The following is a 13,472-nucleotide window of genomic DNA, read 5'->3' as shown; positions in this document are numbered from 1 at the left end:
CGAGACCGAGCCGGAAGTTCCCGCCGGTCGCTTCTTGAAGCTCCCATGCGGTGGCCGCCGCGATGGAGGTGCTGCGCGGGCCAAGTCACCGCCCTGTCCAGCGGCTGCGGGACCGCCATCACATCAATGTGCATGACGGATCAGTATTTCCCCGTCATTCAGCAGCGGGACGCGGTCCGGAATCTGTCCCGGTACGCCTTCGGCGAGACGCCGAGCTGGTCGACGAATACCCGGCGGAGGCTTTCGGTGCTACCGAACCCGGCAAGGCGCGCCGTGTCGGCGACGCTGCGCCCGGCGTCGAGCGCGGCACGCGCGGCGTCGATGCGCACCATCTCGACGTAGCGGGCCGGCGTGGTGCCGAATTCGGACTGGAAAAGCCGGGTAAGCTGCCGCGTACTCAAGGACGCCTGGGCGGCAAGCGTTTTCACGCTGTGATTGGCCGCCGGGTCGGCCGAGATCGCTTCGGTGACCTTGCGCAGCGGGGACTGGGGCGGGGGTTCGGCCTCGACCAGCACCGAGAATTGCGACTGGCCGCCCGCCCGCTTGAGATAGACAACCAACCATCGGGCCACTTCGCGGACCAGCTCGGTGCCGTGATCCATCTCGACGAGCGCCAGCGCCAGGTCGATGCCCGACGACACCCCGGCCGAGGTGAACACGTCGCCGTCGCGGACGAAAAGCGCGTCCGGCTCGACGGCGACGTCGGGAAAAGCGCGGGCGAACAACCGGGCTTCATGCCAATGCGTGGTGGCGCGCCGGCCGTTGAGCAGGCCGGCCTGCGCCAGGATGAACGAGCCCGTGCAAATCGAGGCCAGTCGTCGGGTCCGCTCCGCGGCCGACTTGACCGCGTCGACAAGCGCGGGATCGATCGCCCGCCGCGGCAGGTTGTCGCTGCCGGCGACCATGATGATGTCGGCCGACTCGATCGACGAAAGCGCGTCCGTGACGCCCAACCGGGCGCCGATCGAGGTCGTGACGTCGCGGCCGTCCACCGATGCGATCTTTATGTGATAGTCGGCACCGAATCGGTTGGCTTCGGCGAATACCTCGCCCGCTCCCGCGACGTCCAGCATCGTCACGTCGTCGAAGACGACGATGACCACAACCCGCGACCGCACACCGGCTTCAGCCACGGTCCCATTGTCGCAATCTGTGGGAAAGATGTCGCACCGGCCCGCGGTGACCGGCTAGCGATTGACGATCGCGTCGCGTTCTGTGGTGAAGACGGCTCAAAAGCCCCAGGTGCTCACAGCCGGACGCCCGGAGACTAACAGCCAGTATCGCCCAACTCAGGAGGTTGATCGTGGTCACCCAGCCGATCGAAGCCATCGCCGACATCGTCGTCCCGGACACCAAGCTGGTGCGCGAGGTCACCGACTACATACGCGACGCCGAAGACGATCTGCTCTTCGACCATTCCCGCCGGGTATTCCTGTTCGGTGTGCTGCAGGGCCGGCGCCGGGGACTGCAGCCGGACCTCGAATTGCTATACGCCGGGGCGATGTTTCACGACCTGGGACTCACCGATCGCTACCGCACCTCCACTCTGCGCTTCGAGGTGGACAGCGCCAACGCGGCGCGTGATTTCCTGTTGGAACGCGGGGTCGACCAGGCCGACGCCGACAAGGTGTGGCTGGGCATCGCGCTGCACACCACGCCCGACATCCCCGAATTCCTCGAACCCGAAATCGCCTTGGTCACAACGGGTGTCGAAACCGACGTGCTGGGCATCGGCCGCGAGGACCTGTCTCCCGACGCAATCGCCGCCGTGACGGCCGCCCATCCGCGGCCGGACTTCAAGCGGCGCATCCTGGCGGCCTTCAACGACGGCATGAAGCACCGCCCGCACACCACGTTCGGCACGGTGAATGCGGATGTGCTGCAACACTTCGACCCGGCGTTCCGGCGTGACAACTTCGTGGAGATCATCCTCGACAACTCATGGCCCGAATAGGCGCCGCCGGCTCGGTGGGTGATGTCGCGAACTGTTCCGCCCGTCGACGATGCTGCGGATCCGCGAAAGCGGTTGTAATCAACGAGATAAGGACACCATGCAACGAAGCGAGAACGACGCCTGCGATCTGGCCACGAGCGTGAGCGCCACCCGACACGATCACGGTGCCTAAGGACGCGTTGAGAACACATGTCGACTTACGTGCTGATTCCCGGTGCCTGGCACGGAGCCTGGTCGTGGCGGCCGGTCGTCGAGCGGCTTCGCGCGGCGGTCACCGGGTGATCACGTTGATGCTGCCCGGAATGAATGACGGTGATAACCCCTGGGGTTATCAGGCGGGGTCCGGCCCATCGTGGTTGCCGGGACGCACAACGGATTGCTCACCCACCCCGACGAGGTGGCTAAGGCAATCCTCGCCGCTTGACCGGCCGCCTGAATACGCCGCCGACGTCAGATTCTGTGGGAAAGACGGCCGGAACGGCACCGGTGAATGTTTGTGCCGCGCCGCAAGATGGAGGCAGCCAGCGAAGGAGGAGCGATCATGGCAATCCAGTCCATCGAAACCATTGCCGGCATCGTCATCCCCGACACGGCAGTCGTCCGGGACGCAACCGACTTCATTCGCGGCGCCGAAGACGACGTGCTCTTCCACCATTCCCGGCGCGTGTTCCTGTTCGGCGCGCTGCATGGGCGCCGCCTCGGCCTGGTTCCGGACCCGGAACTGCTGTACGTGGGCGCGATGTTCCACGACCTCGGCCTCACGGCGCGCTACGGCTCCTCGAGCCAGCGCTTCGAGATGGACGGCGCCGACGCTGCGCGCGATTTCCTGCTCGAGCGCGGCGTGGAAAAGTCCGAGGCCGACAAGGTGTGGCTCGGCATCGCCCTGCACTCGACGCCCGAAGTTCCCGCACGTCTTTGCCCCGAAACCGCCTTGCTTGCAGCCGGTGTCAAGACCGACGTGGTCGGCGTGGGCTGCGACGACCTGGCCCCGGACGCCGTCGACGCGGTGATCGCCGCCCACCCACGTCCCGACTTCAAGAACCGCATCCTTGCGGCTTTCAACGACGGGATGAAGCATCGTCCGGACACCACCTTCGGCACGATGAACGACGACGTGCTGGCGCACTTCGATCCCACGTTCAAGCGGGGGAACATGGTCGACTTCATTCTCGGCAGCAGCTGGCCCGAATAGCCGAAAGGAGCAGACAAATGGAGATCCACGAGGCGCTGTACACCACCAGGATGATGCGGCGGTTGCGGCCGGACCCGGTTCCGCTGGACGTGCAGGCGCGCATCCTCGACGCGGCCGTTCGCGCGCCCAACGGCGGCAACACGCAACGCTGGCACTTTGTGGCCGTTGACGATCCGGACCTGATTCGCGAGTTCGCCCAGCTGTTCCGCCAGGCCCGCGCCCTCGAATACGAGAAGTTCCGCACGGGGCAGGGACCGATGGTAGTGCCGGGGCCCGGCGCTGACCCGGCCGCGCACGCCGAGACGATGCGCCGAATCAAGGGCTCGGGGGATTACCTGGCCGACCATTTCGAAGAGGTTCCCCTGTTGCTTTTCGTCTTCGCCATCGACGACCTGGGCGGCGCCAACATCTACCCGGCGATCTGGAGTGTGTTGCTGGCCGCCCGTGCCGAGGGCGTCGGCGGCGTCATGACGATGGTGCTCAACAACTTCCGGGACAAGGTCAACGAGTTGCTGGGCGTGCCCGTCGAGGAAGGCTGGAAGATGTCGGCCATGCTGACGCTCGGCTACCCGCGGGGAAAGTGGGGCGTGGCAGCCAATCGCCGCCCCGTGCACGAGGTTTCGTCCCGGAACCGATGGGACGCGCCATTCGGTGTCGAGGTGCCGCAACCGCTGTGGTCGCCTCAAGAGGTCCCGCGGACCGGATTGGCCGCGGTCGGATAGTGGTGCGGCGGAACCATTCCGCCGCCGGGAGCGAGAGGACAGCGTGACATCAGCTAACAGTGCGGACGCGTTGGAAGTCTTCGGACCCGTCGTGGAATTCATGACCCCACCGGACGAAGATCAGTTGTGCGTCATGCGCGCGGTCATCCCGCCCGGGGTGTTGGTCCCGCTCCACAGTCACAACGACTTCGAGGATTTCTACATCCTGGCGGGCAGCCACCAGGTACTTGTCGAGGTCGGCGGCGGCCTTCAATGGCGCGATGCTCAGGCCGGAGAGTACGTTCGGGTGCCGGGCGACGTCCCGCACGCGCACCGCAACGTCTCGCGCGAACCCGCCGTCGACTTGATCATCACGACAGCGCGCATGGGCCGGTTTTTTCGTGAGGTCGGGCGGCCCGTGGGCTCCGCGCCACCGACCACCCGGGAGGTGGCGCGCTTCGTCGAGGTTGCGGCGCGTTACGGCTACCGGTTGGCGACGCCGGACGAAAACGCTGCGGTCGGCATCACCGTGCCCACGTTCTCGGGGTGACGGGGCGCGAAACAAGGGGCGTGGCTGCGCAAGTGGAAATCGGTATAACAGGTCCGGGAGGTGGGTCACCAGGCCGGTTCGGGAAACCGCTTCCACTACCGTAGGAAGGCGGAGTCTTCGCACCAGATACGGTTTACCGGCCAGCGATGCAGTGGTATAGCGTCGGGTCGTGCCTATCCCGATTGAGGTCGCGGGGTAAGCGGAGTCGTGGAGCTTATCGGCCGGCAAGCCGAAACGGCGGTTCTCGACCAGCTTGTCCAGGCGATATCCGCCGGGGAGAGCCGCGCGCTGCTGATCTACGGCGAAGCGGGTGTTGGAAAGTCCGCGCTACTGGACTACCTGGAGGCGAAGGCTTCACGCTGCAGTGTGATACGTGCGGCCGGTGTCCAGTCCGAGATGGAACTGGCCTTCGCTGCGCTGCATCAACTGTGCGGGCCGCTGCTCGACCACCTCGAGCGCCTTCCCGGGCCGCAGCGTGAGGCGCTGCAGACGGCGTTCGGCATTATCGCCGGACCGCCACCGGACCGGTTTCTGGTCGGATTGGCATTTTTGAGCATGCTCTCCGAGGCGGCGGACGAGCGGCCGTTGGTCTGCCTGGTCGATGACGAGCAGTGGCTTGACCGTGCGTCCGCTCAGGTGCTTTCGTTCGTGGCTCGGCGTCTGCTCGCGGAATCCGTCGGATTGGTCTTTGCCGCGCGAGTTCCGAGCCGTGATCTCGCCGGGTTGCCACACCTCGCGGTGGGTGGTCTGGCGGATCCTGAGGCCCGTGCGCTTTTGGACACGGTGCTGACCGGGCCGTTGGATGCGAAGGTGCGCGATCAGATCGTCGCCGAGACACACGGCAATCCACTGGCATTGGTGGAGCTGCCGCGCGGACTGAGTAACCAGGAACTGGCGGGCGGATTCGGACTGCCCAGGGCCGCAAGGCTTTCCGGAACCGTCGAGGAAAGCTTTCGTCGGCGCATCAGTGCCATGCCAGATCCGACCCGCGAGCTGTTGCTTGTTGTGGCCGCGGAGCCGACCGGTGATCCGGCGTTGATTTGGCCGGCCGCGGCACAGCTGGGGATCGGCACCGACGCCGCAACGCCCGCGGTCGATGCCGGCCTGGTGGAGCTCGGCGCGCGGCTGTGGTTCCGGCACCCGCTAGCCCGTTCGGCGGCTTACCACTCGGCGTCGCTGTTGCGACGACAACGGGTCCACCGGGCCCTCGCCGGTGTCACGGATCCGGGGTCGGATCCAGACCGATGCGCCTGGCATCTGGCTCACGCCACGGCCAAGCCGGACGAGCACGTAGCGGCCGAGCTGCTTCGTTCCGCCGATCGGGCGCGCGCGCGTGGCGGCGTGGCCGCCGCGGCGGCCTTTCTTGAGCGCGCCACGGTTTTAACCGTCGACCCGGCCCAGCGAGCACAGCGGGCGCTCGACGCCGCGGCGGCCAAGGTCGAAGCCGGGGCATTCGACGCTGCGCTGGACTTGATTGCTCGGGCCGAGGCCGGGCCCTTGAACGACTTCCAGCGTGCACGCGTCGACCTGGTCCGCGCTCAGTTGGCCTTCGTCACCAACCGCGGCAGTGATGCGCCGCCGCTGCTGCTGAAGGCCGCCAAACAGCTCGAACGAATCAACTTAGCGCTTTCGCGCGCAACGTATCTGGAAGCAACGTCGGCGGCGATGTTCTCCGGTCGGTTGGCGGCCGATTGCGGGGTCGTGGACGTGGCCCGCGCCGCCGCGGCATCGCCGCGGCCGCCGATGCCGCGACCGTCCGACTTGCTGCTCGACGGCTACGTCGCACGCTTCACCGACCGGTACGCGGTGGCGGTGCCGATCTTGCGCCGCGCGGTCAGTGCCGCCCTCGCGTCGTCGGGCGAGGCGCTGCGCATTTTTTGGCTGGCTAGCATCGCCGCGCTGGACCTCTGGGATGACAAGAGCTGGGAGCTGCTCTCGGAGAGGCACGTCGAGGTCGCCCGCACCACCGGCGTGTTGACGGAACTGCCGCTCGCTTTGAGCATGCGAGCGATATTGCTTCAATTCGCCGGGGAACTGACGGCCGCGGAGGCGCTTGTGCAGGAAGTGCGGGTGGTGACCGAGGCGACCGGCGCCGGGCTCGCGCCTTACGGCGCCCTGCTGCAGGCCGCATTTCGCGGCGACCGGGCCGAGGTGTCTGCGCTCGTCGAATCGACGACGAAAGACGTTACGCGCCGCGGTGAAGGTATCGGGTTAGCCGTAGGCGAGCGCGCGGAAGCGGTGCTCAACAATGGAATTGGAAACTACAAGGTGGCGATGGCCGCAGCGCACTGCGCGGTCAAACATCCAGCGGACCTGGGCGCATCGCCGTGGTGCCTGGTCGAGCTCGTCGAGGCAGCGATGCGCTGCGGCAGGGCCGACATCGCGACCGACGCCCTTGCTCGCCTTACGGAGATGACGGATGCCTGCGGAACCGATTGGGCGCTGGGTGTCCAAGCACGTTCGCGCGCGCTGCTTTCCGATGGTGCCGAGGCCGAGCGCCAGTACCTAGACGCGATCGCGCGGCTCGGGCGCACCCGCATTCGTGCGGAACTTGCCCGCGCTCATCTGCTGTACGGCGAATGGTTGCGTCGCGAGCGCCGTCGCACCGATGCTCGGGCGCAGCTGCGAATCGCGCACGGCATGCTCGACGCCATGGGAATGGAGGCTTTCGCCGAGCGGGCCGGCCGCGAGCTGCAGGCCACGGGGGAGACCGCGCGCAAACGCACGACAGCTTCCGCCGATGGAGAACAGCTGACAGCGCAGGAAGCCCAGATCGCGCGGTTGGCCCGCGACGGGCTGTCGAACCCCGAGATCGGCGCGCGGCTATTCATCAGCGCTCGGACCGTTCAACACCACCTGCGGCAAGTGTTTACGAAGCTGGACATCAGTTCACGCAGCCAGCTCGATCGCGTCCTTTGATTCGCCGTCGACGGGTAACCGCGCTGTGTGCAGTGGGCTGGAGGCTCGGATAGCGTTGGTTCTGTGTCGCGGTGCGAGGGCACGGAGTTGAGGCTGATAGGTCGCCACGCCGAGTGTGGTGCTCTCGGTCGACTGGTGGCCGCGGTGTGCGACGGTGAGAGCCGGGCCCTGGTGGTGCATGGTGAGGCGGGTGTCGGCAAAACGGCGCTCTTGGAGTACCTGGCCGGGCAGGCGTCGGGCTGCAAGGTTGTGCACGCCGCCGGGATTCAGTCGGAGATGGAGCTGGCGTTCGCCGGGTTGCACCAGCTCTGCGCGCCCATGCTCGATCGACTGGCGCGCCTACCAGCGCCGCAGCGAGAAGCCCTGGAGACCGCATTCGGCATGAGCACCGGGTCGGCGCCGGACCAGTTCCTTCTCGGCCTGTCCGTCCTGAGCTTGCTGTCGGACGTGGCCGAGGAACAGCCGCTGCTGTGCCTGATCGACGATCAGCAGTGGCTGGACCGCGCCTCGTCGCAGATCTTTGCGTTCGTCGCCCGCCGCCTCGGCGCGGAAGCGGTTGGCGTTGTCTTCGCGACCCGAGTGCCCGGGGTGGAATTGGCCGGCCTGCCGGAGCTGGTCGTCAGCGGTCTGCCGAAAGGAGACGCGCGTGCGCTCCTGGACTCGGCATTGCCGGGGTCGTTGGACGGGCGGGTGCGCGATCAAATCGTCGCTGAGACGCGCGGCAACCCGCTGGCCTTGATGGAGCTGCCTCGCCGCATGACCTCGGCAGAACTGGCCGGGGGTTTCGGGCTGCCGGCAGCGGCGCCCCTTGCCGGTGCCGTCGAGGAGAGCTTCCGCCGTCGCCACGCCGCATTGCCCGCCGACGCCCAACTCCTGCTTCTGCTCGCAGCGGCCGATCCCACCGGCGACCCGGCACTGGTCTGGAGTGCCGCGGAGCGGCTTGGCGTCGCGGCCTCGGCTGCGGCCGAGGCCGCCGACGCGGGTCTGGCCGAGATCGGCACCCAGGTGCGTTTCCGGCACCCCTTGGCTCGCTCAGCGACCTACTGGTCGGCGTCGCCGGCCGAGCGCCGAGTGGTCCACGGCGCACTCGCGGCAGTTACCCATCCGACACTCGATCGCGACCGCCGGGTTTGGCACCTCGCCGAGGCCGCTCCCGGCCCGGACGAGGAGATCGCCGAGGAGCTGGAGCACTGCGCCGACCAGGTACGGGCGCGGGGTGGGCTTGCCGCGGCGGCGGCGTTCCTCGAACGCGCCGCGCGGTTGACGCTCGATCCGGGGCTGCGGGCCGGGCGGGCGCTCGCCGCGGCACACACCAAGGTGCAGGCGGGCGCCTTCGATGCGGCGGCGGCCCTGCTGGCGATGGCGAAAGCTGGGCCGCTCGACGATCTGCAACGGGCGCGCGTCGACCTGCTGCGGGCTCAAGTCGCGTTCGCCACGAGCCGGGGCGGCGACGCTCCACGCCTGCTGCTGATGGCCGCCAGGCGATTCGAGCCGATCGAGGCCGGCCTCGCCCGGGAGACCTACCTCGACGCCATCAACGCCGCGGCGTTCGCCGGCCGCCTGGCCAGCCGCGGCGGCGGGGTTCTCGAAGTGGCTCGAGCCGCAGCCGCGGCCCCGCAACCACCGCGCGGCCACCGCGCGCCCGACGTCCTTCTCGACGGCCTGGCGGTCAACTTCGTCGAGGGGTACGCCGCAGCGGTGCCCGGCCTGCGGGACGCGCTGACGGCGTTCGGCGCCGGCATGTCGGCGGACGAGGAACTGCGCTGGATGTGGCTCATCAACCTAGCGGCCCTGCACCTGTGGGATGACGCGCGCTGGGACGCACTATCGGTCCGCTACCTCCAGCTCGCGCGCAAGGTCGGCGCCCTGAACGAGCTGCCGCTCGCCCTGAGCACGAGGGCCATGATGCTGTTGTGGGTCGGTGACCTGACCGCCGCGAGCACGTTGATCGACGAGCAATCCACGGTCACGGAGGCGACGGGGAGCAATCTCGCGCCCTACACCGCGATGCGCCTCGCGGCGATGCGCGGCAGGAAAGCGCAGGCGTCCGCCCTGATCGAGGCCACCAACATGGAGGTGTCCAAGCGAGGCGAAGGCATCGGGGTGGCCTGCGCCGAGTGGACAAGGGCAGTGTTGCACAACGGCTTTGGCGATTACCCGGAGGCGATGGCCGCTGCCCAGCTGGCTCTCTACCATCAGGAGTACCCCGATGTGCGATACCCGGGCATTGCGAACTGGGCCGCGGCGGAGCTCGTGGAGGCGGCCGTACGTGGCGGGATGACCGAGACCGCGACCGTCGCTATTCGTTGGCTGGCCGAGATGACCGCCGCCAGTGGCACCGACTGGGCGCTCGGGGTGGAAAAGCGCTCGCGCGCACTGATGGCGGAGGGGGAGAACGCCGAGCGCCTCTACCGGGCGGCGATCACGCACTTCGGGAAAAGCCGTGTCCGCACCGAGCTCGCCCGAGCGCACCTGATCTACGGCGAATGGCTCGCCCGGGAACGCCGACGCGTCGACGCGCGCGAGCAGCTGCACACCGCTCACCACATGCTGGAGACCATGGGTATGGCGGGGTTCGCGGAGCGGGCGCGGCGCGAACTGGATGCCATCGGTGCAACCGCCCGCAAGCGCACAGCCATCACGAGCACCGTTGAACTGACCGCCCAAGAGACCCAGATAGCCCGTCTGGCCCGCGAAGGGCTGTCTAACCCCGAGATCGGAGCCCGGCTGTTTATCAGCGCCAAAACGGTCCAGTACCACCTGCGCAAGGTCTTCGCCAAGCTCGGTATCACCTCCCGAAGCCAGCTCGACAATGCCTTGACCTAGCGGAGAAGTGGTCGACTAGCCACCGGCGGATGCGATTGCCGGCCCGTTGGCGCCAGGATCTCATTGACGCACAAGACGCACAAGACCAGCGGGACGGGAGCTGCTTCGATGGGTCAGGACGTGATCGTGGTGACCGGCGCAGCGAGTGGCTTCGGTCGGCTGGGCTCCGAGGCATTGGCGCTGGCGGGCCACACGGTCTATGCGTCGATGCAAGACATCAACGGCCGCAATGCATCCCAGATCGAAGCGATCGGCTGCTTCGCGAAGGACAACGGGGTTGAGCTGTGGACCGTGGAAATGGACGTGCAGTCGCAGCCTTCGGTGGACGCAGCGATCGAAAGGATTTTCGTCGCCAACGGCCGTATCGACGTGGTGATACACAACGCGGGACACATGGCATTCGGGCCGGCCGAGGCCTTTACGCCGGAACAGCTGGCCGAACTCTATGACGTCAACGTTGTGGGGACACAGCGAGTCAACCGCGCGGTGCTGCCGCACATGCGACGACAGCGCCAGGGTCTTCTGGTATGGGTGTCCAGCAGCAGTTCCGCGGGGGGCATGCCACCGTATCTGGCGCCATATTTCGCGGCGAAGGCCGCGATGGACTCGCTCGCGGTGGCCTATGCATGTGAGTTAACCCGATGGGGCATAGAGACCTCCATCATCGTTCCCGGCGCATTCACGAGCGGGACCAACCACTTCACCGATGCCGGCTCACCCGCAGACCGCGTGATTGTGGGCCAGTACGAGGCCGGACCCTACGCGGGTTTAGGAACCCGGGTCCAGGAGGCCCTCGCCGTGATCGGGGCGCACGGAGCCGACGTGTCCACGGTTGCCGACGCAGTGGTCAACGTGGTCGACACCGCATTTGGGAAGCGTCCGTTTCGAGTCCACATCGACCCGGCCAACGATGGTGCCGATGTCGGCTTCGCCTTGCTCGACCGGCTCAGGGCCGAGATGTTGCATCGCGTCGGATTGTCGGACCTGCTGAAACCGGCCGGTTGGGGTAGGTAACGAGTGCGTCCTTGATCACCTTGCAGCAGAGGAGTTTTCAGGTGCAGGCCGTGCGGAATCTGTCTCGGTAGGCCTTGGGGGTGATGCCCAGATGATTGAGAAACACCCGTCTCAATGTCTCCGTACTGCCAAACCCTGCCAGGTCTGCGGCCTCGGCGATGGTGCGACCGGCTTCGAGTGCCGTGCGCGCGAAGTCGATTCGCACCAACTCGACGTAGCGCGCCGGCGTCAATCCGAGGTCCGACTGAAACAGTCGGGTCAGTTGACGTGTGCTCAGAGATGCCCGGGCCGCAAGCCTTTTCACGCTGTGGTCGGCCCCGGGGTCGGCGTTGATTGCGTCGGTGACCGCTCGCAGGGGGGAATCCGGCGGCGGATCGGCCTCGATCATGACCGAGAACTGCGACTGTCCGCCAGCGCGTTTGAGGTATACCACCAACGCGCGCGCGACTTCACGGACCAACTCCGGGCCGTAATCGAGTTCGACCAACGCTAACGCGAGGTCGATTCCCGACGACACGCCCGCGGAGGTAAACACGTCGCCGTCGCGGACAAAGATCGCATCCGGTTCGACCCCGACATCGGGAAAGGCTCGGGCCAAGCGTCCGGTATGCCGCCAATGCGTCGTGGCGCGACGGCCGCTGAGCAGCCCCGCCTGCGCCAGGATGAACGAGCCCGTGCATACGGATGCCAGCCGCCGCGTCCGGGCCGGCACCGTTTTGAGCGCCTCGACGAGCGCGAGATCGATCGGCCGCCCGACCAGATTGTCTCCGCCGGCGACCAGGACCGTATCGGCGGACTCGATGGACGAAATGCTCCGGGTGACGGCGAACCGCGTCCCTATCGAAGTGGTGACGTCGTTCCCATCCACCGACGCGATCTCCAGCGAATAGTTCGCGCCGAACCGGTTGGCTTCGACGAAGACCTCCGCGGGCCCTGCCGTGTCCAACAGCTTTACGCCGTCGAAGACGACGATCACCACCACGCGGGGTATTGCGCTGATGCCGACCACCCGCTCATCGTGTCGCGTCGGCGGCGTCAAGTTCAAGCCAACCGTGTCGCATTCTGTGGGAAGGACGGCGCGAATTCCAGCGCCGGGGTGGCCGAGGAACCCGGAAACTTGCCAGAAGGATCGCTCAAGGAGACGAGAAAAGATCATGGCCTTCCTGTTCGTTGCACTGCAGGGCCACCGCCGCGGACCGCGGCCAGAGCTGGAGCTTCTGTACGCCGGCGCGATGTTTCACGATGTGGGCCTTACCCAGCCCGGCCGCACCTCGACCCTTCGCTTCGAAGTGAACGGCGCCGACGCGGCGCGAGACTTCCTGGTGCGACGCGGCGTTGACAAAGCCGACACCGAAAAGGTGTGGCTGAGCATCGCCCTGCACACCACTCCGGGGATCCCCGAGTTCCTCGAACCCGAAATCGCCGTGTTCACAGCAGGTGTCGAGCCCGACGTCCTGGGCATCTGCCGCGAAGACCTCCCTCCCGAAGCCCTTGCCGTCACCGCCGCCGATCCACGCACGGATCTTGGCAGCCTTCAACGACGGCATGACGCATCGCCCGCACACCACCTTCGGCACCGTCAATGCGGACGTGCTTTCAGCTCGACATCGGCGAGCCCTTGATACAACTGAGCGGCGCCGTCCGCTGGTGGAACGTTGAGGGCGACACCACGACGACTCACAACACCCACGAGATTTTGTTCACTAATCTGCCGGCGGAAGATGCGGATCGCGCAATCGCCCGGATGAGGCCGTTCAGCAGCTTCGCGGTCACCGAGGTACTGACCGCCGCGGCCTGGCATGCCGTGCCATCCACGTACATCGTCTGCGAGAAGGACAGGGCGGTCGCCGACCAGGATGTCATCGCGGCGAGGGCGACCCAGACGCGTCGCTTGCCCGCCGACCACACGCCTTTGCTGTCGATGCTCCAGGCTCTGACCGACCTGATGGTGGAGGCGGCCAACAACGGCCACATGAGTCCGGCCCCGCATCCGACAAATCGAAGGCAGCAGGAGCTATGACCGCGGATGCCGACCGCGGCGGAGAGCAGGCACCACTGCTGGTCGTGTGCGCTGTTATCGGCATGACGATCACGTTCGAGCTGCCGCGACTCCGGATAGTCGCATCGATAGTTCGGGTTCTCGGCATGGTTCGTCGACAGCTCACCGCTGCACCCAAATTACCTGCCATGGCTAGCCACCGGCGGATGCGATGTCGGCTCGATGCGCCGCAAGCTGGTCAATGACTGGTGGAAGGACACGCGATGAGCAGCCGAATCGTCGCTTCGGTGCGCATTCGAGCAGATCCGGGCGACCGG

10 protein-coding genes and 1 pseudogene are annotated in these 13,472 nt (G+C 66.9%); 9 read left to right on the top strand and 2 right to left on the bottom strand.

Annotated elements, in window-relative coordinates:
• Nucleotides 1-158 precede the first annotated feature (158 nt).
• Nucleotides 159-1,073, bottom strand: coding sequence for a GlxA family transcriptional regulator (locus A5713_RS06705; RefSeq protein WP_067945908.1), 915 nt, complete (start codon nt 1,071-1,073; stop codon nt 159-161).
• Between the two features lie 230 nt (nt 1,074-1,303).
• On the opposite strand from A5713_RS06705, the gene A5713_RS06700 reads away from it, so the two are divergent.
• The 7 genes from A5713_RS06700 (at nt 1,304) to A5713_RS06670 (ending at nt 11,156) form a co-directional block, all read left to right on the top strand.
• Complete coding sequence (locus tag A5713_RS06700) at nt 1,304-1,954, top strand: HD domain-containing protein (protein WP_068093869.1); 651 nt, start codon at nt 1,304-1,306, stop codon at nt 1,952-1,954.
• A 541-nt stretch (nt 1,955-2,495) separates the two neighbouring features.
• Nucleotides 2,496-3,146, top strand: coding sequence for an HD domain-containing protein (locus A5713_RS06695; protein WP_068093865.1), 651 nt, complete (start codon nt 2,496-2,498; stop codon nt 3,144-3,146).
• A 17-nt stretch (nt 3,147-3,163) separates the two neighbouring features.
• Complete coding sequence (locus A5713_RS06690; RefSeq protein ID WP_067945853.1) at nt 3,164-3,868, top strand: nitroreductase family protein; 705 nt, start codon at nt 3,164-3,166, stop codon at nt 3,866-3,868.
• A gap of 43 nt (nt 3,869-3,911) precedes the next feature.
• On the top strand, nt 3,912-4,397 hold the full coding sequence (locus A5713_RS06685) for a cupin domain-containing protein (RefSeq protein ID WP_068093837.1): 486 nt from the start codon (nt 3,912-3,914) through the stop codon (nt 4,395-4,397).
• A gap of 207 nt (nt 4,398-4,604) precedes the next feature.
• Nucleotides 4,605-7,316, top strand: a complete 2,712-nt coding sequence (locus A5713_RS06680) for an AAA family ATPase (protein WP_197516314.1) — start codon at nt 4,605-4,607, stop codon at nt 7,314-7,316.
• A 63-nt stretch (nt 7,317-7,379) separates the two neighbouring features.
• The gene (locus tag A5713_RS06675) at nt 7,380-10,142 is read left to right on the top strand and encodes a LuxR family transcriptional regulator (RefSeq protein ID WP_255398348.1); all 2,763 of its coding nucleotides are present in this window, start codon (nt 7,380-7,382) and stop codon (nt 10,140-10,142) included.
• Between the two features lie 108 nt (nt 10,143-10,250).
• The gene (locus tag A5713_RS06670; RefSeq protein ID WP_068093835.1) at nt 10,251-11,156 is read left to right on the top strand and encodes an SDR family NAD(P)-dependent oxidoreductase; all 906 of its coding nucleotides are present in this window, start codon (nt 10,251-10,253) and stop codon (nt 11,154-11,156) included.
• A gap of 37 nt (nt 11,157-11,193) precedes the next feature.
• Here the strand turns inward: A5713_RS06670 and A5713_RS06665 are convergent, their stop codons facing one another.
• Nucleotides 11,194-12,138: a GlxA family transcriptional regulator gene (locus tag A5713_RS06665; RefSeq protein WP_068093827.1), complete on the bottom strand. Its 945-nt coding sequence runs from the start codon at nt 12,136-12,138 to the stop codon at nt 11,194-11,196.
• A gap of 172 nt (nt 12,139-12,310) precedes the next feature.
• Here A5713_RS06665 and A5713_RS27370 point away from each other — a divergent pair.
• Nucleotides 12,311-12,752, top strand: a pseudogene (locus tag A5713_RS27370) (HD domain-containing protein); the annotation flags it as partial.
• A 22-nt stretch (nt 12,753-12,774) separates the two neighbouring features.
• A complete protein-coding gene (locus A5713_RS27365; RefSeq protein ID WP_156751779.1) occupies nt 12,775-13,176 on the top strand; it encodes a hypothetical protein in 402 nt (133 codons plus the stop codon).
• The last annotated feature ends 296 nt before the right edge of the window (nt 13,177-13,472 follow it).

The organism is Mycobacterium sp. E2497, assembly GCF_001668695.1.
Taxonomy (GTDB): domain Bacteria; phylum Actinomycetota; class Actinomycetes; order Mycobacteriales; family Mycobacteriaceae; genus Mycobacterium.
Note: the sequence above shows the minus strand (reverse complement) of the source record. Positions and strands in the feature narration are given on the sequence as shown.